The sequence below is a fragment of the Luteolibacter flavescens genome (assembly GCF_025950085.1).
Taxonomy (GTDB): Bacteria; Verrucomicrobiota; Verrucomicrobiia; order Verrucomicrobiales; family Akkermansiaceae; genus Haloferula; species Haloferula flavescens.
This window is the reverse complement of the sequence record NZ_JAPDDS010000011.1, coordinates 26,946-50,345: the sequence shown is the minus strand read 5'-3', so window position 1 is coordinate 50,345 and position 23,400 is coordinate 26,946. Positions and strand designations below refer to the sequence as shown.

The 23,400-nt window shown below is 63.6% G+C and carries 23 protein-coding genes; 12 read left to right on the top strand and 11 right to left on the bottom strand.

Annotation, left to right across the window (positions count from 1 at the left end; all coding sequences use genetic code 11):
* The first annotated feature begins 52 nt into the window (after positions 1-52).
* A complete protein-coding gene (locus OKA04_RS17855) occupies positions 53-2,230 on the top strand; it encodes a hypothetical protein (RefSeq protein WP_264502562.1) in 2,178 nt (725 codons plus the stop codon).
* 1 nt (position 2,231) lies between these two features.
* On the opposite strand, the gene OKA04_RS17850 is transcribed toward OKA04_RS17855, so the two are convergent.
* Positions 2,232-2,936 carry a zinc ribbon domain-containing protein gene (locus OKA04_RS17850; protein ID WP_264502561.1) on the bottom strand — a complete coding sequence of 235 codons (705 nt, stop codon included), beginning with the start codon at positions 2,934-2,936 and terminating at the stop codon, positions 2,232-2,234.
* 43 nt (positions 2,937-2,979) lie between these two features.
* Positions 2,980-4,920 carry a biosynthetic arginine decarboxylase gene (speA, locus tag OKA04_RS17845; RefSeq protein WP_264502560.1) on the bottom strand — a complete coding sequence of 647 codons (1,941 nt, stop codon included), beginning with the start codon at positions 4,918-4,920 and terminating at the stop codon, positions 2,980-2,982.
* 167 nt (positions 4,921-5,087) lie between these two features.
* Here speA and OKA04_RS17840 point away from each other — a divergent pair, with 167 nt between their 5' ends.
* Genes OKA04_RS17840 through OKA04_RS17815 form a run of 6 tightly spaced genes read left to right on the top strand, consistent with a single transcriptional unit; the run spans position 5,088 to position 10,213 of the window.
* Complete coding sequence (locus tag OKA04_RS17840; RefSeq protein ID WP_264502559.1) at positions 5,088-5,654, top strand: hypothetical protein; 567 nt, start codon at positions 5,088-5,090, stop codon at positions 5,652-5,654.
* Between the two features lie 55 nt (positions 5,655-5,709).
* Complete coding sequence (locus OKA04_RS17835; protein WP_264502558.1) at positions 5,710-6,501, top strand: hypothetical protein; 792 nt, start codon at positions 5,710-5,712, stop codon at positions 6,499-6,501.
* Positions 6,502-6,520: 19 nt separating this feature from the next.
* Positions 6,521-7,075 carry an RNA polymerase sigma factor gene (locus OKA04_RS17830; protein ID WP_264502557.1) on the top strand — a complete coding sequence of 185 codons (555 nt, stop codon included), beginning with the start codon at positions 6,521-6,523 and terminating at the stop codon, positions 7,073-7,075.
* 8 nt (positions 7,076-7,083) lie between these two features.
* Positions 7,084-7,542 carry a hypothetical protein gene (locus tag OKA04_RS17825; protein ID WP_264502556.1) on the top strand — a complete coding sequence of 153 codons (459 nt, stop codon included), beginning with the start codon at positions 7,084-7,086 and terminating at the stop codon, positions 7,540-7,542.
* Entirely contained in the window at positions 7,539-8,519 is a 981-nt protein-coding gene (locus tag OKA04_RS17820; protein WP_264502555.1) for an ABC transporter ATP-binding protein, read from the top strand. Before OKA04_RS17825 ends, OKA04_RS17820 begins: the two co-directional genes overlap by 4 nt.
* Complete coding sequence (locus tag OKA04_RS17815) at positions 8,516-10,213, top strand: hypothetical protein (RefSeq protein WP_264502554.1); 1,698 nt, start codon at positions 8,516-8,518, stop codon at positions 10,211-10,213. The genes OKA04_RS17820 and OKA04_RS17815 overlap by 4 nt, the downstream gene beginning before the upstream one ends.
* Here the strand turns inward: OKA04_RS17815 and OKA04_RS17810 are convergent.
* Positions 10,146-10,571, bottom strand: a complete 426-nt coding sequence (locus tag OKA04_RS17810; RefSeq protein ID WP_264502553.1) for a VanZ family protein — start codon at positions 10,569-10,571, stop codon at positions 10,146-10,148. The two genes, OKA04_RS17815 and OKA04_RS17810, sit on opposite strands and share 68 nt — an antisense overlap.
* A gap of 119 nt (positions 10,572-10,690) precedes the next feature.
* Positions 10,691-11,899 (bottom strand): carboxynorspermidine decarboxylase, encoded by a 1,209-nt coding sequence (nspC, locus tag OKA04_RS17805; RefSeq protein WP_264502552.1) that lies wholly within the window; start codon positions 11,897-11,899, stop codon positions 10,691-10,693.
* A gap of 234 nt (positions 11,900-12,133) precedes the next feature.
* Here nspC and OKA04_RS17800 point away from each other — a divergent pair, with 234 nt between their 5' ends.
* The gene (locus tag OKA04_RS17800; protein WP_264502551.1) at positions 12,134-13,090 is read left to right on the top strand and encodes a hypothetical protein; all 957 of its coding nucleotides are present in this window, start codon (positions 12,134-12,136) and stop codon (positions 13,088-13,090) included.
* Positions 13,091-13,096: 6 nt separating this feature from the next.
* Here the strand turns inward: OKA04_RS17800 and OKA04_RS17795 are convergent, their stop codons facing one another.
* From OKA04_RS17795 to OKA04_RS17780, 4 genes are all read right to left on the bottom strand, one after another.
* On the bottom strand, positions 13,097-13,552 hold the full coding sequence (locus OKA04_RS17795) for a hypothetical protein (RefSeq protein WP_264502550.1): 456 nt from the start codon (positions 13,550-13,552) through the stop codon (positions 13,097-13,099).
* A gap of 69 nt (positions 13,553-13,621) precedes the next feature.
* Positions 13,622-14,353: an amino acid ABC transporter ATP-binding protein gene (locus OKA04_RS17790; protein ID WP_264502549.1), complete on the bottom strand. Its 732-nt coding sequence runs from the start codon at positions 14,351-14,353 to the stop codon at positions 13,622-13,624.
* Positions 14,343-15,119, bottom strand: coding sequence for an amino acid ABC transporter permease (locus tag OKA04_RS17785; protein WP_264502548.1), 777 nt, complete (start codon positions 15,117-15,119; stop codon positions 14,343-14,345). Before OKA04_RS17785 ends, OKA04_RS17790 begins: the two co-directional genes overlap by 11 nt.
* A 7-nt stretch (positions 15,120-15,126) precedes the next feature.
* Positions 15,127-15,927 carry a transporter substrate-binding domain-containing protein gene (locus OKA04_RS17780; RefSeq protein WP_264502547.1) on the bottom strand — a complete coding sequence of 267 codons (801 nt, stop codon included), beginning with the start codon at positions 15,925-15,927 and terminating at the stop codon, positions 15,127-15,129.
* 176 nt (positions 15,928-16,103) lie between these two features.
* On the opposite strand from OKA04_RS17780, the gene OKA04_RS17775 reads away from it, so the two are divergent.
* Both OKA04_RS17775 and OKA04_RS17770 read left to right on the top strand, forming a co-directional pair.
* On the top strand, positions 16,104-16,682 hold the full coding sequence (locus OKA04_RS17775; RefSeq protein WP_264502546.1) for a type VI secretion system tube protein Hcp: 579 nt from the start codon (positions 16,104-16,106) through the stop codon (positions 16,680-16,682).
* Between the two features lie 13 nt (positions 16,683-16,695).
* Positions 16,696-17,712 (top strand): type VI secretion system tube protein Hcp, encoded by a 1,017-nt coding sequence (locus OKA04_RS17770; protein ID WP_264502545.1) that lies wholly within the window; start codon positions 16,696-16,698, stop codon positions 17,710-17,712.
* Positions 17,713-17,728: 16 nt separating this feature from the next.
* Here OKA04_RS17770 and OKA04_RS17765 read toward each other — a convergent pair whose 3' ends face one another.
* The gene (locus OKA04_RS17765; RefSeq protein ID WP_264502544.1) at positions 17,729-21,052 is read right to left on the bottom strand and encodes a S41 family peptidase; all 3,324 of its coding nucleotides are present in this window, start codon (positions 21,050-21,052) and stop codon (positions 17,729-17,731) included.
* A gap of 217 nt (positions 21,053-21,269) precedes the next feature.
* Here OKA04_RS17765 and OKA04_RS17760 point away from each other — a divergent pair, with 217 nt between their 5' ends.
* The gene (locus OKA04_RS17760) at positions 21,270-21,497 is read left to right on the top strand and encodes an antitoxin (RefSeq protein ID WP_264502543.1); all 228 of its coding nucleotides are present in this window, start codon (positions 21,270-21,272) and stop codon (positions 21,495-21,497) included.
* Positions 21,498-21,500: 3 nt separating this feature from the next.
* Positions 21,501-21,899 carry a PIN domain-containing protein gene (locus OKA04_RS17755; RefSeq protein WP_264502542.1) on the top strand — a complete coding sequence of 133 codons (399 nt, stop codon included), beginning with the start codon at positions 21,501-21,503 and terminating at the stop codon, positions 21,897-21,899.
* A 16-nt stretch (positions 21,900-21,915) separates the two neighbouring features.
* Here OKA04_RS17755 and OKA04_RS17750 read toward each other — a convergent pair whose 3' ends face one another.
* Positions 21,916-22,368, bottom strand: a complete 453-nt coding sequence (locus OKA04_RS17750; RefSeq protein WP_264502541.1) for a hypothetical protein — start codon at positions 22,366-22,368, stop codon at positions 21,916-21,918.
* Positions 22,369-23,124, bottom strand: a complete 756-nt coding sequence (locus OKA04_RS17745) for a succinate dehydrogenase/fumarate reductase iron-sulfur subunit (protein WP_264502540.1) — start codon at positions 23,122-23,124, stop codon at positions 22,369-22,371. It lies immediately after the preceding gene.
* Positions 23,125-23,400 lie beyond the last annotated feature (276 nt).

Genomic DNA, 23,400 nt, shown 5'->3' with positions numbered 1-23,400 from the left:
AACGCGTTCCCCCAACCGCGCAGGCAATCCCCCCGGATACATCTCGTATGTCATGGTCTTGTCCGTCGGCGCTCTGCTGACCGCCATGACGATGAGCGCCTACAAGTATGCCGGCGCTTCACAGGCCGTCCAGAAGGAGACCCAGCTCCGGGTGGACTATCAGGAGAAGGAGGATGCCGTCCTGCGCGGCATCGTGAACATCGTCCCGAACAAGGCGATCCGCGCCATGCAGAGCGGCTCGAATAATTCGGGGACGCTGCGTGATTCCCTGCGCTGGAGAAACATCTTCTCGGAAGCCCTCGACCAAGCCGGGGCCCGGACCTCGATCTCACCCGGGCTCGTCTCCCAGATCGGCGGGACGAACGTGGTGGTGGCGAATTCCGGCGACGCGAACATCCTGAACGAGGATGTGCGGAACGGCCAGGGCACCGTCACCAATCCGGCAGACATCAGCCGTGTCTTCGGGGCCATCGCTCCCGACACCGGCTTTGCGTCGGCCGGGGTGGGCAGGTCGCTCGGCACCGGTTTCCCGGCACCGCTGGAGACCTCGAATGGCGACATCACCTCGCGTGATCCGGTCTATCCCATCATCAGCACGGCCAAGGCGTATGGAAACCTGGCCCAGAGCAGCCTGCCGCTGCCTGTCTCCACCTATTCGCAATTCAACAGGATCCCGTATCCCGAGATCCGTTTCGGCTATTGCGCGCCGGGCCAGCCCTTCGTGGCGAAGCGGAACTGGTGGGCCTTCAGCATGAATCTCGGCAGGCACAGCGACGTACTGGCGAGCTACGGTCGCGGCGACGGACGGGTCGGCCAGCGCGACTTCGTCCTGTCGATATACGAGATCCCATCGCAGCTCGCGATTTCCGCCGAGGCATTCACGAAGATCGGCACCCACGCGGACGGCACGCCGTGGCAGCACGCGAATATCCAGGGCGGCATCTACTCGACGCGCGCCGAGGTGGACAGCGGCATGCACGTGGACCGCCTGATGGCACGCCGCGGCTTGGCCTTGGGCAGCAATGTGACCGTCGGCTCGAATGCTCTTGGTGGAAATCCCTTTGCTCCGGGTGTCCGCGAGCAGTATGAGGTCTCCAACGGTGCCTTCATGCCCGTGGCATTGGCCTCCGATGCGGGCCGTGCGGCATTCGTTTCGATCAATCGCGGTGCCGATTTCTTCGACCGCTTCGCCCACACCACGGAGTCCAACGTCCTGTCCCCGACGACTTGGAACAACTACTCCGTTGGCGCGCTCCAGTGTGCGATGCGCCTGGATATCTCCGGTGTGGTCAGTGCCACCAACAACACGCCCACCTCGCTGCGTTTCCAGTATTTCAAGGGTGGCAATCGCCAGACCCTGAATATCCCGCTGAATACCGGCGTGGCCACCGGCCTGCAGCCCGGATTCATCAAGGTGGCGGAGGAAAACCAGTCCTACAACTTCGGCACCACGCTGGTGGATGTCGCCTACGGGGCGAACGGCTCCTATTACTACAAGACGGGCGTCACCGGAAACATCACCTTCAACAACGCGACCTTCGGCGACCCGCTGGTGGGCACGGTGAAGTCCGGCTACTACCGCCCGACCTATCCCTTCGAAGTGAAGAATCTCGGGACCAAGCCGTGCATCGCGGTCTATCCTGAGCGCTTCAAGGCATTCCTCGTTTCGCTGGGAGCCGATGGTCTGGACGTGAACCACTCGCTCGTCATCAACGTGGATTACTCGACCTCGGGCATCAATATCCCCGCTTATCGCCCGAATATCCCCTGCAAGGAGACCGACTACGGCGTGCTGATGACGGAGTGCGACGACCTCACCGCCTTCCCGAAAGGTTTCTCGCTGGTGACGAACCTGCGCCTCTACATCGGTGATGACTTCAATGTCGTCTCGACGCCGCCACCGACGGGATCGGGACTGCCGACGCCTTATTATCCGCCCGCTTCGCTCTTCGCTCCGGAGAAGCGCTATGGCACCGACTTCGATCCGCTGAAGGTGGAAGTCGCCGGCCAGCTCGGTCACCTGAAGGGGGACGATGGCACGGGCAATGATCCGGTCCACCTGCTCGACTTCAAAATGGCGAGCAATGCCAGCGCCAAGGCTGCGAACATCGATGTGAACCTCCGTCCCATCACGCACCCGGCGGAGTTGCCGCCGGTGACGATGATGAACTGGCTCGTGGTGATCGAGGAGCGCCGGAAGATGTTCTACTCCGGCGCCGGGGCGAATTGACTCACTCGCCGTCGTAGAGGAGGCGTCCGCAGCTTTCGCACTGCACGCCTTCAGCGTTCGCCTTCACCTTCACGAGGGTGGAGGCGACCACCTTGATGTGGCAGCCGGTGCACTTGCCCGCGATGACGGGTGCGACGGCCACGCCGTTCTTGTTCTTGAGCAGGCGCTCGTAGAGCGGGAGTTGGGCAGGAGGAGCCTCGGTCGCGAGACGGTCGCGCTCGACCTGCACCTCCGCCGCGTCGGCTTCGAGGCGCTTCTTCCGGTCGGCCAGCGCGACCAGATCCTCGTCCACGAGCCTCTTGGTTTTGGCGAGGGCGGCCTCGGCTTCGGAAAGCGTGGCGCGCAGGGCATCCGCGCGCTCCATCAGTTCGAGCTCCTTGGTTTCAAGGCCGTCCACCTCCTTTTCGTAGCGGACGATCTCGTTCCCTAGCGCGGTGAACTCATCGTTCTTCCGCGTCTCGAACTGCTGTGTCTTCAGGCGGACGATCGTCGTCTTGCGGGTGCCGACATCGAGCTCGGCCTTCTTGATCTCGATCTCATTGGCTTGCACGCCCTCCTTGGCCTTGGCCACGGCGGCGTTGTCACCCGCGAGCTTGTCCTTCGCGCGCGCCTCGTCCTTCGGGATCTTGGCGAGATCTTCGGCGAGCGAACGCAGTCGGCGGTCGCGGTCCTGGAGCACCAGCAGCGCTTGAATCGATGGCAGCATGAAGGGTTGTTAGCCGCCGCATCCTTCAGGGGCAAGCGCTCGCTCAGCCCTCGAAGTAAGTATAGCCCGCGAGGCCGGTGCGATAGAGGTCCAGCACCTCGCGACGCTCCTTCGGGGAGATGCGGCCCTGCGCCACGGCCTTCTCGGCAAAGGCGCGGAAGCGTCCCACCAGCTCCTTCGGATCATACTCCACGTAGCTGAGCACGTCCGCCACGGTGTCACCCTCGACCTCGTGGGTGTAAACGGGCTTGCCGTCCTCGAGGTGGACGCCGACCACATTCGTATCGCCGAGCAGGTTGTGCAGGTCGCCGAGCGTCTCCTGGTAGGCACCGACGAGGAAGGTGGCGATATAGTAGGGCTCGCCCGGATTGATGCTATGCAGCGGCAGTACCTTCTTTTCGTCCTCGCGGTCGATGAAGCGGTCGATCTTGCCGTCGCAGTCGCAGGTGATGTCGGCGATCACGCCGCGTTGGAGCGGGCGCTCGTCGAGACGGTGGATCGGCAGGATCGGGAAGAGCTGCTTGATCGCCCAGGAATCCGGCAGGCTTTGGAAAAGGCTGAAATTCCCGTAGTAGAAATCGACCAGCGTGTCGGAAAGCTCGCGCAGGTCCTCGGGAACGATCTCCAGCTCCACGATGAGCTTGGAAATGCGTGTCATGATGTGCCAGAACCACGCCTCGGCCAGCCCGCGCTCGCGCAGGGTGGCGGCGCCGTAGAAGAACTGGGCGCGGACCTGGTCGCGGTAATAGACCGCGTCGTTGAAGCACTCCTGCAGGTTCCGCTTGCTGAGGTCTTTGTTGACCGCGATCAGGTTGACGAGGTTTTGCGGTGCGTTCTCCGGGGTGGGCGGAGCCTTCTCCGTGGTCTGGACGGAGGAGACGTCGAGCACGTTGAAGACGAGCACCGAGTAGTAGGCGACGATCGCGCGACCGGATTCCGAGATCAGGTTCGGGTGCGTCACCCCGGCCTTGTCGCAGATCTGCATGATCGTCTCGATGACGTCGGTGCAGTACTCAAGGATGGAGTAGTTGCAGGAGGAGTGGAAATTCGTGTGCGAGCCGTCGTAATCGACCGCCATGCCGCCGCCGATGTCCAGCACGCCCATCGGGGCGCCTTCCTTCACGAGGTCGCAATACATGCGGGCCACTTCGGTCGCGCCCTCGCGGATCGCGGCGATATTCGGGATCTGGCTGCCCTGATGGTAATGGAGCATGCGCAGGCAGCCGAGGTAGCCTTCCTCCTTCAGACGATCGACCACCTCGATGACCTGGCTGGCGCTGAGGCCGAAGACGGACTTGTCACCGGCGCTCTCCGCCCAGTGGCCGGAACCGCGGGTGGACAGGCGGACGCGCACGCCGAGATTTGGCAGCACGCCCAGCTTGCGCGAGCGCTCCAGCACTAGGTCCAGCTCGGTCGGCATTTCGAGCACGAGCATCACCTTCAGGCCCATCTTCTGGGCGTGCAGGGCGAGGTCGATGAATTCCTCGTCCTTGTAGCCATTGCAGACGATGTAGGCCTCGGTGTCGTGCATGTGGGCCAGCGCGGCGATCAGCTCGGGCTTCGAGCCCGCCTCAAGGCCGTAATGGTATTGCTTTCCGAATTCCGAGATCTCCTCGATGACTTGGCGCTGCTGGTTCACCTTGATCGGGTAAACGCCGCGGTACTCGCCGCGATAGCCGGTGTCCTTGATCGCCTGGCGGAAGGATTCGTTAAGCTCGCGGATACGCGAGTGGAGGATGTCGCGGAAGCGCAGCAGAACCGGCAGGGCGGTGCCACGGTCGCGGAGGCCCTCGATGATGTCGTGGAGCGAGACATCCGAGCCGCCGTTGTCATCCTGCAACCTCACGGTCACGTGGCCTTTTTTGCTCACTCCGAAGAAGCCGTGGCCCCACTGGTCCACGCCGTATAACTCGGCGGACTGGGCGGGAGACCAGGAGTTGTCCTTCTTGGGCTTGGCGACCTTGTCGGCGGCGGGCGGAACCATGCGCGGGAAGAAAAGGCTTTTTCCGGAAATTGAAAGGGAAATGACGGGGTGGGGGAGGTTCAATGACACCGGGGTTTTCTTCCGCGCGCCCTTGGGAATCCGCGGATTGTGACTCCGAGGGGTGACAAGGCGCGTTCGCCGGGCTGTATTTCGTCACAATTCCTTCAATGAAAGCGCTCGTCGTCGTCCTTGCCTGCGTCTGCCTGAGTTCCTGCATGAAGCTTGTCAGCCTGGTTCCTGACGTCCCCCGGGCGCCGCTCGACAAGCTGGAACTCGTGATGGAAGAAGGAGACCGGATCACCGCCACGACTTCCTCCGGAACCGTGGAAATCCTAGCGGGAAAGGGCCTGATGCGGACCTACACGTGGGACGGTGAGAGCCGCACCGCCACCTTGTGGGCACGCCGGGAGCGATGGAATGGCAGTCTTGGCGCCTACTTTGCCGGGCCGGGCGAGCATTGGAAAGACCACCATGGAATCCGCCGTGGGGTCCTGGAGGAGGGGCAGCAGCATTTCAATGGGCGGGCCGAAGCGATTGCGTGGATCGATGGGCAGTCCGGTGATTACGCCACCGTGCATTCCAGCCAGGGGCTGGTGGTATCATTTCACAAGGTGCCGGAGCGGAAGCAGCTCAACGTCGTGGTCTCGCAAATCTACATTGGCGGGAGGAAGCCATCCGGGCTGCCCGGAGCCAGCGATGGGAAACTGCATTTCGACAAGCGCTCAAGTCCGTGAAAAAATTTCGCGGGGACGTAACCTTTTCCCGCCCGCTCGCGGAGTCCCGGTGAATATGAAACGCTACACTCTCATCGCCCTCGCCGCCGCGCTTTTCCCGCTGGCCGGCCATGCCGAGGAAAAGGCCCTGTGGGAAATCCAAGGACGTCTCGACGGCGGGAAAAACGCCCGCCTGAACGGCTGGATGAAGGAATTCTTCGCCAAGGAGGGCTCGACCGCTCCGATCGGCGACAAGGCGGTCTTCCGCATCGCCGGCTTCGAAAACGAGGCCACCGAGGAAGAGGACTGGGTTGCCGAGATTCGCGACCTTGCCGACATGGGTGCGGTCATCAAGGAGATCGAGGAGAAGATCAAACCGGACGAACAGGGCCGCTACCTGATGGAAGAGGAAGGCATGTCCTTCCTGGTCTGGAAAGACGGGGACTCGCTGCTGCGCCTCGCCAGCCCTCCGGTGAATGCTGGCACCACGGTGGCCACCACCGCGCCGCTGGAAGGCGACGCCTGGGTTTCCGGCTGGGTGAATCTTTCCGGGATCTCGGAGCTCAAGGAACTCGAGTCCGAGTCTCTCGAACTGCCCGAAAGCCTCAGCTTCACCGCCTCCAGCGCCGGGGAGGGGATCGTGCTGAATGTCAGCGCTGGCCTGAAAAGCAAGGAACTGGCCGAGACCGCCAAGGGGCTGCTGGAAGGCTTCAAGGACGAGCTGACCGCCGCCTCCGAGGAAACCGAAAAGCTGCCTCCGGTCACCTTCGCCTCCGAGGGCAAGAAGCTGACCATCAAGATCGAATTGACCGAGGCCCACCTCGACGATCTGATCAAGGAGGTGAAGAAAGCCATCGAGGAACGCTGAATCGCATCCACCCACGGTCGTGACTGCGGACACCGACAACGACCTCGCCCTGCGCTGGAAATCCGGCGCAGTGGAGGCCTACAACGAGCTGGTGAGGCGGCATCTGGACCCGGTCCACCGCTTCGTCCGCTCGCGCTGCGGGAATGATCAGGATGCCGCCGACATCTGCCAGGAGGTTTTCCTGGAGGTCTGCTTAAAGATCGCGAACTTCGAGCCCACGCACCCCTTCACGGCGTGGCTTTACACCATCGCCCGGCGGAAAACGGTGGACCGCTTCCGCCGTCACAAGCCCGCGGAGGAATTCCACGCCGACATCCACAGCGGCACGGATACCAGCCATCCCTCCACCATCATCGAGGAGCGGGAATCCGCTCGCGAGGCGTGGGAAAAGGTCTTCAAGCTGCTGCCCGAGAATCAGGCCACCGCGCTGTGGCTCCGCGTGCAGGGCCACCAGAGCATCGAGCAAATCTCCGCCACGATGGACCAGAGCGAAGCCAACGTGAAAGTCCTCCTCTTCCGCGCCCGCCAGCGTCTGGCGAAAGAATGGCGCCCCACCGTCACCATCACACCGTGATCGATCCCATGGATACCCTGACACCCATTTGCGAAGCCACGCAGCGCCAGATCTCCGAGGCGCTCGACACCGCGACCAAGCTTCCCGCCAGCACGCTCGATCACGTGGAGCAATGCCCCGGATGCGCCGCCTTCCTCGATGCCTGGAGCGGCGGGCTGGATGAAATCCTCGCCGGTCCGCTGCCGCCTGCCGGTCTGGAATTGCGGGACAAGATCCTCTCTATGCCTGCCGAGAACACGCGTGCGAGGGGGACCCGCCACCGCTTCCGCGGCTACTTCTCCGCTGCTGCCGCAGCCGTGGTGCTGGGCATCTGCGGCTACTCGCTCATCGATATCGAGACGGGTGGCACGGCCGTCCGGATGACCCCCGCGGAGCGCGAGCTGGCCGCGATCAAGTCCGACTTCCGCCGCGGCCTCGCCGCGCTGCGCGAGCCGGCAAATGCGCTCCAACGCGTCCTCTCGCCATGATCTCGTGGACCGATCCTTCCTCGTCCATGCCCGCCGATCTCGTGCGGATCTCGGGGCTGGGCGTGGACTATGGCGACCGCCGCGCGGTGGATGGCGTCCACCTGCGCATCCCTCCCGGCGAAGTCTTCGGACTGCTGGGTCCGAATGGCGCGGGGAAAACGACGATGTTCCGCGTGATGGCCACGCTGCTCCCGCCGACACGCGGCGAGGTGGAGCTGTGTGGTGAAAACATCCAGTCAAAGCCGCGCGAGGTCCGCTCGACGATTGCCTACATGCCGGATCTCGCGCCGATGCCTTCCGACCTGCGCGCGGTGGAGTATCTGCGCTTCTACGCCGAGTCCTACGGCCTCCGTGGGAAGGAGCGAGACGCGCGGGTGACCGAGTGCTTGGAGTCGGTCGGCCTGCGCGAGCGCTCGAAGGACATCTGCACGAAGCTTTCCCTGGGCATGCGCCAGCGGCTCGCACTCGCCAAGGCCATCCTGCACCGGCCGCGGCTGCTCATCCTCGACGAGCCCGCAAGCGGGCTCGATCCCATGGCGCGTGCTGATTTGAAAAATGCGCTGCGCCGCCAGGCTGATGCAGGCGCGACCGTCATCCTCAGCTCACACATCATGGCGGAGATCCAGGATCTCTGCACGTCCATCGGCCTGCTCCAGCGCGGGCGGCTGCTGGATGCCGGCCCCATTCGCAAGGTGCTCGCGAAATTCGGCCAAGCCGAGACTCGGGTCATCGTCCGTTCTCCCGGCCGCCGGGACGAGGTCGCCGCCTGGCTCCGCGAGGTGCCGGGGGTGAGTGCCGAGTTCCGCATCGCCGATGAGGAGTCGATCGAGCTGCGCCTCGACGAAGCAAAGCTCTCCCGCGCGGCGCTCTTCACCGCGCTCGGCGAGGCGCGTCTCGGCGTGACCGGCATGCATGCCGTGGAAACCAGCGTCGAGGAAGTCGTCGTCCGCCTCGGCAGCCAATCCTCCCTCTCATGATCTCCGCCCCGGAATTCCCGTCCCTCTGGAATGTCTTTGCCAACCCGGTTTTCCGCCGTCACGCCGTGGCGCGGCTGCGGCTGTGGCGTGTCGTGGCGTGGGTGGTGGTCTCGCAGGTGATCGCCGCCTTTGCCTGGAGCGTCGCGGTGCTCGGGTATCTGCACACCCGGAGCCGGGGAATGATCGAGGTGGACTTCGCGTCTCCGGAGTTCCAGCGGCTGCTGGAGAAGCACGGGTCGAATGCCTTCATGTGCGGCTGGCTCGCCATCCTCGTCATCCAAGGGATTCTCGTTGTTTTGAAGGGAACCTTCAGCGTGGCCACCGGCGTGGCGAGGGAGGCGAACGAGGGAATGATCGAGTCCCAGCGGCTCTCCCCGGTATCGACGGGGCACAAGGTCATCGGGCAATTGCTCGGGCTGCCGTTGTTCGAGAACGTGCTCGTGATCCTGCTGCTGCCCTGGGCGGTGGCTAGCGCGTGGCTTGGCGGGCTATCCTTCGTGATGATGGGAAAGGTCTATCTGATCTTCGCGACGTCCGTCTTGTTCCATCACGCCGTGGGGCTCGTGGCGGGCACCCTCATCCGGCAAAAGATCCTGGCGGGGACCATCTCACAGGTGCTGGTGATGCTGCTGCACTTCGTGCTGCCTTTCTTCGGTGGATTCGGGATCAGCCTGATTTCCCATCTCGGCATGGAGTCCGCGATCCTCTACGAGATCATCAAGGCCACCCCGCAGATGGTCGAGCCACGGGGCTTCATTCCTTCGAATACCCTGCCACCACCGGTGGACTTCTTCCGCTGGGAGATCGCCGTTTCCGGCTACCACTGGATCATCACGGTCACCGCTCTGGTCGCGCTGCTGGCGATGCTCGCACGGCGGTGGAATGACCAGGAATCCCAGCTTCTCGGGAAGATCGGGACCACGGTTCTCGCCGCATGGATGCTGACACTGACCTGTGGGGAACTGCTGCCGAACTTCTCGCGTGGCTTGGGACTGTCGGATCTCATCGGAGCGGGCAGGCTGGGCATCGGTGTCTCGGCGGATGGCTTCGCCATGGAGGGCATCCTGTGGATCGCGGGTTTCGCCATCGTGCTCGGCATGATCAACCTGCTGCTCAGCGCGACGCTGGTGCCGACGCCGGAGGCAAAGGCACGGAGCCGGTATCTGCCGCGCTCGCGGTGGTGGAGCGACGGGCGAAGCTCGATGCCCTGGGTCGTGCTCGTGTCGCTCTTCTTTGCCTTTGCCTGGTGCCTCGTCATCCGGACGCTGCTGCGTGAGACGCCTGCGATGAGCTCTGTGGAGCTGAGCGTCGCGGATGCGCTGTGGGTCACCGCGTCGCTGGTTGTGCCGGCGTGCGCCAGTCATGCACTGGTCCTGTGGCGGGGATGGAAGGTGGCTCTCTTCTCCGGATTCACCCTCTGGATGGTGCCGCTGATGGTCTCGGTGGTGGGGCTGTTGATGTCGGCTTCTCCCGATGGCTGGCCGATGTGGGTGGCCGGCCTGTCGGGCTTCGTCTTGCCGGGATACGCCTCGTTCGCGGAGGTGATGGGCCTGCCGGTGGTGGACTTCGGCGCGGTGTTTCACACCTCGCTGGCCTTGCACGCCGTTGCCGCGGGCGCCTTCCTCTTCATGGCGCGCCGCAAGGCGCCGGTGATGCCGCCCCCACTCGTGGCGAAGGTCGTGAATCCCGCATAGCGACCCGCCGCGGCAGCATGCGGACGAGACCCTCGCCGCAGATCACGCCGACGAGGTTTGCCAGTGCATCGTAGCCATCGAAGCTCCGCGCGGGGATGAAGTACTGGCTGCCCTCCTCCAGCATCATGAAGACGAGGACGATCAGGCTGCCCCGCATCATCGGCCCGGCCATGCGGCGCTTCAGATGCAGGTTCATCAGCACCGTGAGCGTGCCGACCAGCCCGAGGTGACCCAGCTTGTCGCCGAAGGGGATCTTCGCCACGAAGGACCAGATGTGCCCGATCTGTCCGTGATCCGCGGCAACGATGAGTGACACGAACGCCGCGGCGAAGATGAAGAAAGCAAGACGGATCAGCATGACCTTTCCGTCCCGTATGCCCTCTCCAGCGGCAAGAGGTCAAACCCACCGCACCGCTTCACCGCGAATTCACATCCGCTTCATCCCGCTGGGGAGTGTCGACATTCTGTCGACGCGGCTCAAGACAACCGATCCCGGAAATCCCCATACCCGAATTCCCGGATCGTCTCCAGCGATCCGTCCTCATGCTGCAGCACAATGGAAGGGTGGGGCACGCCATTGAAGGTGGTGGTCTTCACCATTGTGTAGTGCGCCATGTCATCGAAGACGAGCACGTCGCCGGCCTTCAGCGGGCGTGGGAAGGCGAAGTCGCCGGTGACGTCGCCGGCCAGGCAGGTCGGGCCGCCGATGCGGTAGACGTGTTCACCGGACTCGGCGGAGAGGTGATAGGACTCGCCTTCGAAGGTGACGGCCGGAGCGGACGTGGCTTCGGCAGGAATGACAGCGTCGCTCCCGGTGGCGGCCAGATAGACGTCGGGCCGGTACGGCATCTCTAGTACATCCGGCATGTGCGCCGTGGCGGAGACGTCGAGGATAGCGAGCTTGTGGCCTGCGGATTCGAAGACATCGAGTACCTCGGCCCGCAACACGCCGGTGTGGATCGCCGCTGCTTCACCGGGTTCTAGCCAGACTTCGACATCATACTTTTCCTTCGTCCCGCGCACCAGTCGGACCAGCCGCTCGCGATCGTAGAAGGGCTTCGTGATCCAGTGGCCGCCGCCCATGTTCAGGTAGGTGAATTGCGGCGAACGCAGGAGGTGGCCGAACTTCTCATCGACCGCGGCGAGCGTCTTCTCGAGGTCGTCCGAGTTTTGCTCGCAGAGCGTGTGGAAGTGCAGGCCGGAGAGGCCGGTGAGGTCCGCACCCTCGACTTGGTCCGCCGTGATGCCGAGGCGGGAGCCGGGCACGCAGGGGTCGTAGAGCGGGGTGTGGCCGGTCGAGCACTGGGGATTGATCCGCAGGCCGCACTGCAGGTCGCCGCTCTGGAACCGCGGGTGAGCCATCACGATTTCGCGGAAGCGGAACCACTGTGACAGCGAATTGAAATCGAGGTGGTGGGTGAATTCACAGAGCTGCCGGATCTCCTCCTCCTGGTAGCCCGGCGAGTAGGTGACCACGTGCTTGCCGAAATAGTCGCGGGCGAGCAGCGCTTCCCACAGGCCGGAAGCGCAGCAGCCGTCGAGGTGATCGCGGAAATGCGGGAAGGCCTTCCAACAGGAGAAGCCCTTGAGCGCGAGCACGATCTTGCAGCCCGCGGCATCGGCGGTCTCGCGGAGGATGGCGGTATTGCGCTTCAGCGCGGCGATGGAGACGACGTAGGAGGCCACGCGAAAAGGAGGGGCCGGGGAGGGGAATGTGCCAAGTTCGAATTTGCGACGGAATCCAGCATGGGCGACGCAGATGCAGATCGGGGAACAACGAAACGAGCGAAATGGACGAAAGAAAGGCAGGGGTGTTTCTGCTTTTGATCGTTTCGTCGGCTGTCGGGGAATCGAGGAGGAATTGGATTCGGGTGTAACCTTCGGCTGGCTTATGGCGAAGAATTGCCCGTGATTTCCTTCATGCGTTTCCGACAGTTTGTCTTCGCCCGGCTGGGTGCAGTGGCGCTTGCGCTGGGCCTGGCGGCGTGCTCGATGCCGTCCGTGGAGCCGCCGGCGGTCTCCGGCCTGCCGCGGGCGGTGGGGCCGGTGCGGAGCGGGCCGGTCTATTCCCGCACCATCCAGACGGCTTCGGATACCTTTGAGATGCAGACGGGCAGCCGGGTCTTCCAGCGCGCGGGCAGCCCGGACATTGATCTGGTCGGCGTGGTCCACGTGGCGGAAAAGGACTACTACCGCAGGATTCAGGAGCGATTGGGCCGGGCGGATCTGGTCCTTTACGAAGGCATCACGGACAAGGATGGCGGTGCGCCGGAGATGGCGGTGGAGAAGACCGCCTACGGTCGCCTCGCTTCCAGCCTCGGGCTGGTGGTGCAAAAGCCGGGGATCGACTACTCGCCGAAGAGCTTCCGCCGCTGCGACCTCACGATCGGGGAAATGAAAGCGCTGCTGGACCGGGATGTCGCCCGCGGCGGCTCCGATGCCACGGCCGCCCGGAAGGCGCACAAGGAACTGGCGAATGTCGGCACGGCACTCCGTGGCCGGTCATGGACCCTCAATGCAGCGCTGGGGATCGTGCGGCTGAGCCCGACCCTGCAGGCACACATGCGATTGATGCTGGCGGGAGTCGGCAGTGGAGCGAACGAGGGCAAGGGGATGTCCAAGCGCTTTCAGCGGCTGATCCAGGAAGACCGGAACCAGCATGTCATCGCCGAGCTTCAAAAGGTGATCCGCAAGGAACCCGGTCACCGGCGCGTGGCCGTATTCTACGGAGCGGCGCACATGCCGGACTTCGAGCGACGCTTGCGGGCGATGGGCTATCAGCCGAAGCGTCCGATGGTCTGGGATTCCGCCGTTCACGCCCACCCCTACGCGGCCGGGCTTTCGTCCGATGAGGTGAAGAAGGTGCTGGGCGAATAACGGACGCTACCACGCCAGCAACCGTCCGATGGCAGCGCGTAGTGCCGCCTCCAGCATGGAGGCCTCCGCGTGGGTGAGCGGGATCGTCACCTTACGCACCGATCTGTCCGCGACGTCCTGCCGTGACAGGCTCATGAGATAGGGCGCGCGGTCCGGGTCATTCCGCGCGAGGATCTCGAAGGCGCTGTTCGATTTCTCCGACTGGTGGAAGAGCTTCGCCTCGTTCTGCCGGCCCTGCAGGACAGAGAGCGCGGCCCCGATGTCGGAGAAGCCCCACTTCATCGTCAGCTTTCGCTCCCAATCGAATTGCTTGTCGCCGACTTGCGCCGCTGCATCGACGAAGAGCGCGGACTTCGCCGGATTCAGGCCGAAGCGGATCACGCCTCCGGTCCCGCGGCTGTTCGGTTTATAAATCGGAAGCTGGGGGAGACGCTGGGGGTCGATGGCGATTTCCGTATTCATGACTGCACTGGAACTGTTCACTGGAACAATTCGCGTGGCAAGCAGGAAATTGATCGGATGAACAGTGGTTCAGTAGCGCATCACCTTTGACAGGAAGCGTCGGCAGATCGCCGATTCGGGCGCGTCGAAGAGTTCCGACGGCGGGCGACACTCCTCGATCTTGCCCGCGGCGACAAAGGCGACCTGATCCGCCACCGCACGGGCGAAGCCCATCTCATGGGTGCTGAGAATGATGTCCTGCCCGGCTTCCGCGAGTTCCTGGATCAGCTCCAGCACTTCCGCCGTCATCTCCGGATCGAGCGCCGAAGTCGGTTCGTCGAGGAAGAGCACCTCCGGAGAAAACGCCACTGCCCGCGCGATGCCGACCCGCTGCTGCTGGCCGCCGGAGAGCTGTGAGGGAAGCTTGTCCGCATGCTCCAGCAGGCCGAAGCGCCGCAGCGCCTGCTCGGCCAGTTCGCGTGCTTTTTCGGGCGTGTGTCCGTGGACCTTTTCCAGCGGCAGCGTGATGTTCCGCTTCGCGCTCAGGTGAGGGAACAGATTAAACTGCTGGAAGAGGAAGCCGTTCTTGCGGCGATAGGACTGGAGCGCCGTCGCACTTGCCACGAGCTGGTGGCTGTTGACCTGCACGGAGCCTTCGTCGGCGGTTTCGAGCCCGCCCAGCAGTCGGAGCAGGGTGCTCTTCCCGCCGCCGGAGGGGCCGATCAGCACCAGCACGCGCGCCGAGGCGAGGTGCAGCGAGAGCCCGTCGAGTGCCCGGGTGGCACCATAGCGTTTCGTCACGCGATCGACTTCAAGTTTCATCGCGGAAGCGTTTTTCCAGCCAGTGGGACAACCACGCGACCGGCAGGGTGAGGATGAGGTAGCCGAGGGCGAGCGGCACATAGCCCTCAAGCCCGGCATAGGAGCGGGAGATGAAGTTCTTGGTATTGTAGAAATACTCCGACACGCCGATCACGCTGAGCAGGGAGGAGTCCTTGATGAGCGAGACGAAGAGGCCCGCCACGGCCGGTAGCACGCGGCGCAGCGCCTGGGGGAAGATGACGTAGCGATAGACCTGCACCGGGCTGAAGCCGACCGCGCGCGCCGAGTCCCACTGCGTCTTTGGAATGCTCTCCACCCCGCCGCGCAAGATCTCCCCGAGATACGCTCCGCCGAAGAGCGAGAGCAGCAGCCCGCCGATGATCACCTTGTCCTCAAATCCCTGTGCGGCGAGCGGCCTCGACAGCAGCGGCGCGAAGATCACGAAGTAGCCGAAGAGCAGGTGCACCAGCAGCGGCGTGTCCCGCACGAACTCCAGGAATCCGCGGCAGGTCTTCCGGATCACCGGCAGGGGCGAGCGCTGTCCGAGCAGGAAGAGCAGGCCGAAGATCACGCTCCCCAGCAGCGAGGCGAGCGAGAGCCCCAGCGTGAGCGTCCATCCGCGCCACAGGGACTCGCGGTATTCCCACGCCTTCGTCCAGTCGGTCTGCTTGCCCAGCCTGCCGAAGATGGTCACGCACAGCCACGCGAAGCCCGCCGCCATGACGACGGCGACGAGGGCATTGGCGATCTGCTGGCGGCGCGTCACGGAGTCCTCAGCGGATGATGAACGGGATGCCCTCGCTTTCGAGGAACTTCTTTTCGTCCTGCAAGTACTGCGCTCCTAGTTTTTCGAAGCCGCCTTCGTCGCGGAAGCCCTTGATGAAGGCATTCACCTCCTCGCGTAGCGCGTCATTGCCCTTCGCGACGCCGAGTGCCCAGGACTCCTCCACGAAGGGCTTCAGCAGCCCGCGCGTGGTCCCGGCGTTCTCCTTCGAGTAGCGGTAGATGCTGAGCTGATCGTAGATGAAGGCATCGGCACGGCCCTGGGCGACCTCCATCACGCAGGACGCCTCGTCTTCGAAGACGACGAGCTTCGCGGACGGGAGGTGATCGGTGATCCAGATCTGGGCGGTGGTGGCGGTCTTCGCAGTCAGAGAGAGGCCGGGCTTCTTCAGGTCGTCGATGGATTGGATGTCGGAATCCTTTTGCACCAGGATGGCGAGGCCCGTGAAGGCGTAGGGATCGGTGAAGTCGATGGACTTCCGGCGCTCGTCGGTGGCGGTCATCGAGGACAGGATGAGGTCGATGTTCCCGGTCTGGAGCGCAGGGATGAGGCCGGAGAATTGCATCGGCACGATCTTGAGCGGGCGTCCGAGCTTCGCGGCCAGTGCCTCGGCGATCTTCACGCCCACGCCGTCCGGGTTGCCCGCCTTGTCCTGCATTTCGAACGGCGGGTAGGTGAGGTCCATGCCGATGCGCAGCTCATTGCCTCCGCCCGAGGAGGACTTCTCGGAGCAGGCGGCCAAGGCAAGCGCCGAGGCGGAGAGGACAAGGAAACGGCGTCGGTCGGTCATGGCCAGCAGGGTAGTTCCGATGGGGCGGAGCGGAAGCCGATTCCGTGCCGTGGACGGGCCGTAATCAGCGGGGGAGGGAGAAGCCCCAGGATCGATGTCGTGCAGGTTGCCCGTTTGAGATAACTTCTCAGTTGGTTGACCATCAGTCATCGGCCTGATAGGCAATGCCATCCTTTATGAAGTCGCTCCCTTTTTTGCCGGTCATCGCGATCACGTCGCTGGTGCTCACCCTTTCCCAGGCGCAGGCCGACATTTTCATCCGTTTCCAAGGACCGGGCCAAGGCGTGCCCGCCTATGTCGGCGACAGTCGCAATGCGACCTTCAAGGGCACGGATGGCTGGTTCGAGCTCCAGTCGTTTTCCTTCGGCACGGAGAACACGGTCAATTTCGCGACCGGTGGCGGCTCTGCCGGCAAGCCCGCGGCGCTGCCTGTCAAGCTGGCGAAGACTCCCAACGCGGCAAGTGCCGCGATCATGACCGCCTGTGTCACCGGTGGTCACTGGGACACTGCCGAAATCGTCTATACGCGGCCTTTTAACAACAAGAGCGAGATCTACCTCAAAGTGGAGCTCAAGATCGCCATCCCGACGAAGATCGGGCTAAGCATCGAGGATGAGCCATCCGAAGATGTGGTCCTGATTTACGCCGCGCAGCGCATATCTTTCTTCAGTCAGAATCCGACTTCCGGGGCACCGGTTGCCGCCGGGGTATCGACCTGGAGCTTCACCAGGAATGCCCCGACTTTCGCGAGCTGATCCCGGGTCTGCCATGATCACACGGATCTCCAGATCGGTTCCCGGACACGGGGCCGGAGCGAGCGTTCTTGCCGCCATGGTCGGCGTGCTGTGCCATGCCGCGATGCCTGCCTCGGCGGCGGATGTCTTCCTTTCCATGAAGGATGCGTCCGGTGCGGTTGTGGATACGGATGCGACCCACTCCTGGGTGGAGTTGGTGGGCTTCGAGCAAGGGACGGGAAACGAGTCTTCACTCAGAACGGGGACCCCGGTCAAGGGGGAGACCGCAGGCGAGTGCTCCCTGATGTTGCGTGTGGACCGCAGCGTGGGAGACCTGATGAACGCCTGCACCAAGGGAAGTCGCATGCACCTGAAGCTCCACGTGGTGCAGCCTTCGTCATCGCCGCCACACAATCTCTCGGTGATGACCGAGCTGAATTTCGAGAACACCTTCATCACGTCGGTGAAGGGAGATATGAGGGATGGCGACGTGCCGGTATTCATGATCGGTCTCAAGTATTCCAAGATGACTTGGGCGTTCACATGGATAGACAACAAGGGGCAAGCGGTTGACGGGGGCGGAGCGGGATTCGATTTCGCCACGCAGCGGGTCTATGCGATCTCCAGCGGAGTGCCGTCCTTGGGCGACTACGTTCCGGGAGGTGGATCCACCAATCCCGACGAGGACAACGACGGCATGCCGGACGCATGGGAAAGGGCGAACGGCCTGAACCCTACCAATCCAGCCGATGCCAACGAAGACCGGGACAAGGACGGCCAGTCGAACAAGGACGAGTACGTCGCAGGTACAAATCCCAACTCCGGCGCATCCTTCTTCCGCGCCACCGTGCAAGGACCGGGAACCTCAAGTCCGGGCCAAGTGACACTCTCCTGGAACAGCGTCGCCGGGAAGAGCTACAGGATCATGGCCTCGGACACGCTCGATGGAGCGTTCGTGCAGGTGGCCACCGTCCAAGGACTGGCCAATGAGACGAGCCACACCCTCCCGGCATCCACGGCGAAGCGCTTTTTCAAGATCACCGTGGAGTAGGCCGGGGGCGGGCGTCTCACTTCACCGGCTCACCTTCCACCGGCGTGTAGCCGCTGCGGTAGCGGGGCGTGAAGTCATCCTTCTCTGCGGCGTCCACGTCCTTGAGCAGCACGTCCACGGCCTTCTGGAGCTGGGGATCTTCACCAGCGATCAGTTGGCCCGGCTCGGGCCACACGACGTGGTCCGGGACCGCGCCATTCATCTCCATGTCCACGCCGGAGTCGGGCGCGAACCAGCCGCGGAAGGGGATGCGAAGGGTGCCAGCGTCGAGGATGCGGTCGCGCGACGCGGAGATCACGCCGCCCGCCGTGGTCACTCCGACCAGCGGTCCGCGCTTCAGGGTCTTGATCGCGTGGGCGAAGATCTCGGCATTCGAGAAGGAGTTCTGGTTGCAAACCACCACCAGTGGCTTGTGCCAGGAGGCATACACCTTGCGGTCCTGCGGGTAGCCGGGGCCGCCACCGCGGGGGATCGTCACGGCGTGGCGAGGCTGGCAGAGCACGGTCAGCAGGTGGTCCGTGATGAAGCCGCCACCATTGTCGCGGATGTCGATGATGAGGCCTTCCTTGCCATGGCCCGCGGCGTAGATCTCGCGCTCGAATTGCTCGAACTCATCCCAATACATCCGCGCGATGTGGACGTATCCGAGCCGACCTTGGGAAATCTCTTCCACGCGCTTGCGGTTGTCCGTCACCACCTGGGCCTCGGCCAGGTTACGGGCGCGGAGGTAGCTGATGGGGTTGAGATTGTGCGTGCGCTCCTTGCCGGACTGGTCGCGGATCACCAGCGAGACGTCGCGGTCGAGGCGGCCGTTCATGAAGCGGTGGACGGGCATCGAGCCATCGATGGCACGTCCGTTGATCTTCACGATGGTGTCGCCGGGCTGGACGGGTGGCTTGCACAGCGCGGCGGGGCTGCCCGCGATGACGGAGGCGACGGTGAGGGGATCGCCCGCTCCGTGGCGCTGGAAGCGGATGCCGAGATGGCGGGTGGAGAGGAATTCCGCGCCTTCGTTTTCCCACGGCTTCGGCCAGACGGATGAGATGAAGGTGAGGTGCGAGGCATTCAGCTCGCCCAGCATCATGCCGACGATGCCGTCGAAGGTCGGCGAATCGGGTGCGTGCGCGGCGGCATCTTCATACTTTGCGAGCACCTTGTCCCACTCGCGGCCGTTCATGGATGGATCGTAGAAGCGATCGCGAAGCGTCCGCCAGATGGAGCGAAACCACAGCCGCTGGTGGGCCACGCGATCGCGCACGAGGCGGGCGGAGACGGGGTAGCGCGTGAGCTTTCCTTTCTTCAGCACCGCCGGTGCCCGGTCGGCGACCCAGTAGGAGGTGCCGTCCTTGTCGATGCGGACCGGCAGGGCGCGGAAGTCCGCTTCCTCCGCCATGGACGCGCCGTCCCGGGCCTCGATCCGGAAGAGCTTGTCGGTGCTGCTGTTCTTGCTCTGGAAGAAGATGGTCTTCGAGTCGCCGGACCAGATCAGGCGCTCGGGCTCGATGCCCCGTGTATTCAGCCGCACGATGCGGTCGCTTAGTCCTTCGAAGTCGATGCTCATCCGCTTGCGCTTCGGCTTCTCCGACAGCGGCGTTTCCTCGGCGACAGCGGTCTTCGGGATCGATTCGGTGGCGGTCTTTTCTTCCTCCGCCTCATCGGCCTCGTCCTCGTCGCCCTCTTCCAGACGATAGAGCGGGTCGTCGCGCATGGCCGACTCGGCATCGATCTCGCGGCGGTCACGGGTCGAGCGCACGGCTTCCTCGATCTTCAGATCGACGAAGAAGAGGCTCATCTCGTTGTTCAGGCGGCGGCCGGTGAAGGCGATCCGGCGACCGTCCGGCGACCACTTTGGCGAACCCTCGAAGTCCGGGTGACGCGACAGGTTGAATGGCTCGATGGAGCCATCCGCAGGCATGATGTAGATGTCGCGGTTGAAATTCTGGTCCTGCGCGGCAAAGACCAGCCAGCCGGAATCCGGCGACCAATCGAAGGTCGGTGCATCCCAGCACTTGAAAAGCAGCTCGGGCGAGGAGCCGTCGGATTCCGCCACCCAGAGATCCCCGCCGCCGGAGATGTAGGCGATGCGGCTGCCGTCCGGGCTGAGCTTCATGCGGCGCTTCGGCTCGTTGCCCTTCGTCACCTGCTCGTGCTCGAAGCTTCCTGCCCGCCACCAGTATTCCTTCTCCTGCTTGCGGCGGACGCGCCAGATATTGCAATCGATGCCGTCGTCCTTGCGGTAGTAGATCCATTGGCCGTCGGGCGAGAAGACGGCATCTTCCTCGCGGGCGTCAGTGTGCGTCAGGCGGTTCGGCTCGCGCATCACGGTATCGCTGGTCCACAGCTCGCCCTCGGCGCAGAAGACGATCTCCAGGCCGCTGGGCGAGAAGTCCGCGTCCACCGTGCCGGTGATCTTGCGCAGCTCCTTCGTGGTGTCCGGCAGGTCCTCCTGCTGGCGGATCTTGAGCTGCTCCGGCTTTCCTCCGGGCTTCAGCGTCCACAGGTGGAAGCCACGGCGGAAAAGGAGCACCGATCCATCTTCGGAGATGCTCGGCCGGATGACGCCGTCGTCCTTGAAGGTGGTGAGCTGCTTGTCCTCGCCGCTGGTGAAGTCCCGGCTCCAGAGATTGAAGGTGCCGTCACGCTCGGAGACGTAGTAGAAGCCCTTCCCGTCCGGCCACCAGAGCGGCGAGCGGGACTCGGTTTCCTCCTTCACGATCGGCGTGAAGGTCTTCGAGTCGATATCGTAGCGCCAGATCGAGCACGCGCGCGGGCCGCGGTAGCCCTTGCGATAGAGTTGCTCGCCCTCGCGGCAAAAGAGCACCTGCTTGCCATCCGGCGAGTAGTGCGCGGACTGGCCCTTTTCATTGAAGAGGTAGCGCTCTGGGGTCTCGCGGCGGAGGTCGATCTCGATCAGGCGCTCCGGACGGAATCCCGGCTCGTCCCGCAGGCCGCGGACGAGGGCCTTGGTGCCATCCGGCGTGATGTCCTCCAGGCTCGCGCCCTCGGAGTGAAAGGTGTGCTGCGTGGCCGGGCCGCCGCCTGCGGGCATCGAGAAGAGCTGTAGGAATCCCGCGCGGGTGGAGCAAAAGTAGAGCGTCTTTCCATCCGGCGAATACACCGGGAAGGAGTCGCGGGCCGGGTGGGCGGTCAGCCGCTCGGCCATGCCACCGGCGACCGGGGCCGACCAGAGGTCGTCACGCCACTCAAAGGCGATCGTCTTCCCATCGGGTGAAAGCGACGGCCAGCTCGCCATCGTGATCTCGCCGGGATCAGGCGTGGCTTGGCCACTGGCCGCTGTGGTGAACAGGGCGAGGAGTGCGAAAGTGCGCCGGAGAAACATCGGAAAAGCCACGGGAGCTACGAAAGCCTGAGGGGGAAGCTTTCAGGTGTTTAATGAAACTTAAATACCTGCGACGTGCGGAGAAAAGCACAGACCCTGCCAAGTGGCAAGGCCGGGGAGAGGTGTTCTGGGCGAGCTTTTTGCACTGTCGGTCAATCGATACACCTTGAATGATGTATTGTGTTGGCCTTCGGTTGGAGCATGGTAGATTCCGCTTATGGAAAAGACGCGGGTCTTCAAAAACGGAGGCAGCCTCGCAGTGCGGCTTCCCAAGAAATATTCACTGCCAGTGGGCGACGTGATGATTGATGAAAAGGACGGTATGCTTGTGATCACGCCTCTGGATCGCAATGGTTGGCCGAGCGATCTGGAGGCGATGTTTCCCGTCATCGGAGAACTGGAGCAGCCCGACCGGCTGGCGGATTCGAAACCGGTGGAGATTTGAGCGATGCACTTGCTCGATACGGACACGTGCATCCGCCTGGTGCGGGGCGATTCGGAAGTTCTGGCGAAGCTCCGCGGGTGTCGTCGGGACGAAGTGCGGGTTTCGATCATGACTGTCTATGAGTTGGAGGTCGGACTTCAGAAGGCCACCATCGACGTATCGCAGAAGCGGAAAGCCGTTGATAATCTTTTGGCTCTTTGCCCGATCGCTCCGTTTGAGAGCAAGGAGGCTATCGAAGCCGCCAAGGTCCGGGCGGAATTGGAGAAAACGGGCACGCCAATCGGGTCGATTGACTACCTGATCGCAGGTATCGCCCGCGCGAACGGTTGGACCTTGGTAACGGGAAACCTGAATGAGTTCCGCCGGGTGCAGGGACTTGACGTGGAGAAGTGGCACTCTTGATCCGGAAGGATCAGCCTTACTCCCTCTCCCGTGCCTCCACTTCCAGCGGGGCGTCGAAATACCCGTGGGTGAGGCATTCCATCAGGTACCGGCGCATGAAGGGGCCGATGCCGCCCATTTGCTGGTACTGGGCCACGTGGACAAGCTCGTGGCGCAGCACGCGGGAATTTCCTTCCAGGATATAGATCCCTTTTCCGAGTGCCATCCCGCCGGGTTCGAAAAGCGGCAGACCCCAGCGGCCAGCCAGCCTTACCAAGGGGCGGGGGAAGGGCAGGGGAATCGGATTCACCTCCAGCACCCGGACCTCTTCCGGGCGCTCTATCTGTAGCTCCGCGGCGAATGCCAGGCCTTCCGCCGCAAGGGGCACGCCCTCTTTCAAAATCCGCCTTTCCTGAGCCTGCGCCCACCGCGCGGTCGCCGGGGCAACTCCGGACGCCAGTGTGAGCGCGAGGCCGAGGGGGAGGATCATTTATGAGCAGAATTGTTCCGCGAGCATCGCCTTGGCGTAGTCGCGGTTCATCAGCGCGATGTGGTCCACGCTGATTTCCTTCGGGCAGGCTGCCTCGCACTCGTAGTGGTTCGTGCAGTTGCCGAAGCCCTCGGCATCCATCTGGCCGACCATGGCCAGCACGCGCTTGTTGCGCTCCGGCTGACCCTGCGGCAGGTGGCCGAGGTGGGAAACCTTTGCGGAGACGAAAAGCATGGCGCTGGCATTCGGGCATGCGGCCACGCAGGCACCGCAGCCGATGCACGCGGCGGCGTCGAAGGCGGTGTCGGCATCCACCTTGGCGATCGGGATGGAATTCGCATCCACCGCGGAGCCGGTGCGGATATCGACGTAGCCGCCGGCCGCGATGATGCGGTCCATGGCGGCGCGGTCCACGATGAGGTCGCGGATGATCGGGAAAGCTTTCGCGCGGAAGGGCTCGATCCAGATGGTGTCACCGTCGCGGAATTTCCGCATGTGGACCTGGCAGGTGGTGATGCCGCCTTCCTTGCCGTGGGGCACGCCATTGATGGTCAGCGAGCACATCCCGCAGATTCCCTCGCGGCAGTCGTGGTCGAAGTGGATCGGCTCGGCGCCGGACATCACGATCTCCTCGTTCACGATGTCCAGCATCTCCAGGAAGGAGGCTTCCTCGGGGATATTGTTGGCGGGATACGTTTCGATGCGGCCTTTGTCGTTAGGACCGCTCTGGCGCCAGACCTTCAGCGTGAGGTTCATGATCGAGAGTGAAAAATCAACCGGCCGCGGGTGCGCTTGCGGCCACGGCGGAAACTTGGATTTTCCCCACGCGGCGCGCTAGTCGAAAAAGCCGTTTTTCCGCGCAGGAACTATCATGGGCATTTCCGCCGGTCGAGAAGCCCTCCTTCACGGACGTGGCCCGGTCGGCCAAGTGGGCCCGAAATGCCGCGACTTTCCGTGGGCGGGGGCAAAAAGAGAGGGAATAAAGGCCCGCCAACGCGTTTGCTGCCTGAATTGATCAGCATGAAACCTTGC

Coding starts and splice junctions, on each gene's coding strand:
- OKA04_RS17760 (WP_264502543.1), top strand. CDS start 21,270: ATGGAAAAGACGCGGGTCTTCAAAAACGGAGGCAGCCTCGCAGTGCGG.
- OKA04_RS17820 (WP_264502555.1), top strand. CDS start 7,539: ATGATCTCGTGGACCGATCCTTCCTCGTCCATGCCCGCCGATCTCGTG.
- OKA04_RS17780 (WP_264502547.1), bottom strand. CDS start 15,927: ATGACCGACCGACGCCGTTTCCTTGTCCTCTCCGCCTCGGCGCTTGCC.
- OKA04_RS17795 (WP_264502550.1), bottom strand. CDS start 13,552: ATGAATACGGAAATCGCCATCGACCCCCAGCGTCTCCCCCAGCTTCCG.
- OKA04_RS17815 (WP_264502554.1), top strand. CDS start 8,516: ATGATCTCCGCCCCGGAATTCCCGTCCCTCTGGAATGTCTTTGCCAAC.
- OKA04_RS17840 (WP_264502559.1), top strand. CDS start 5,088: ATGAAAGCGCTCGTCGTCGTCCTTGCCTGCGTCTGCCTGAGTTCCTGC.
- OKA04_RS17810 (WP_264502553.1), bottom strand. CDS start 10,571: ATGCTGATCCGTCTTGCTTTCTTCATCTTCGCCGCGGCGTTCGTGTCA.
- OKA04_RS17770 (WP_264502545.1), top strand. CDS start 16,696: ATGATCACACGGATCTCCAGATCGGTTCCCGGACACGGGGCCGGAGCG.
- OKA04_RS17855 (WP_264502562.1), top strand. CDS start 53: ATGGTCTTGTCCGTCGGCGCTCTGCTGACCGCCATGACGATGAGCGCC.
- OKA04_RS17775 (WP_264502546.1), top strand. CDS start 16,104: ATGAAGTCGCTCCCTTTTTTGCCGGTCATCGCGATCACGTCGCTGGTG.
- OKA04_RS17745 (WP_264502540.1), bottom strand. CDS start 23,124: ATGAACCTCACGCTGAAGGTCTGGCGCCAGAGCGGTCCTAACGACAAA.
- OKA04_RS17790 (WP_264502549.1), bottom strand. CDS start 14,353: ATGAAACTTGAAGTCGATCGCGTGACGAAACGCTATGGTGCCACCCGG.
- OKA04_RS17755 (WP_264502542.1), top strand. CDS start 21,501: ATGCACTTGCTCGATACGGACACGTGCATCCGCCTGGTGCGGGGCGAT.
- OKA04_RS17800 (WP_264502551.1), top strand. CDS start 12,134: ATGCGTTTCCGACAGTTTGTCTTCGCCCGGCTGGGTGCAGTGGCGCTT.
- OKA04_RS17825 (WP_264502556.1), top strand. CDS start 7,084: ATGGATACCCTGACACCCATTTGCGAAGCCACGCAGCGCCAGATCTCC.
- speA (WP_264502560.1), bottom strand. CDS start 4,920: ATGGTTCCGCCCGCCGCCGACAAGGTCGCCAAGCCCAAGAAGGACAAC.
- OKA04_RS17750 (WP_264502541.1), bottom strand. CDS start 22,368: ATGATCCTCCCCCTCGGCCTCGCGCTCACACTGGCGTCCGGAGTTGCC.
- OKA04_RS17850 (WP_264502561.1), bottom strand. CDS start 2,936: ATGCTGCCATCGATTCAAGCGCTGCTGGTGCTCCAGGACCGCGACCGC.
- OKA04_RS17835 (WP_264502558.1), top strand. CDS start 5,710: ATGAAACGCTACACTCTCATCGCCCTCGCCGCCGCGCTTTTCCCGCTG.
- OKA04_RS17765 (WP_264502544.1), bottom strand. CDS start 21,052: ATGTTTCTCCGGCGCACTTTCGCACTCCTCGCCCTGTTCACCACAGCG.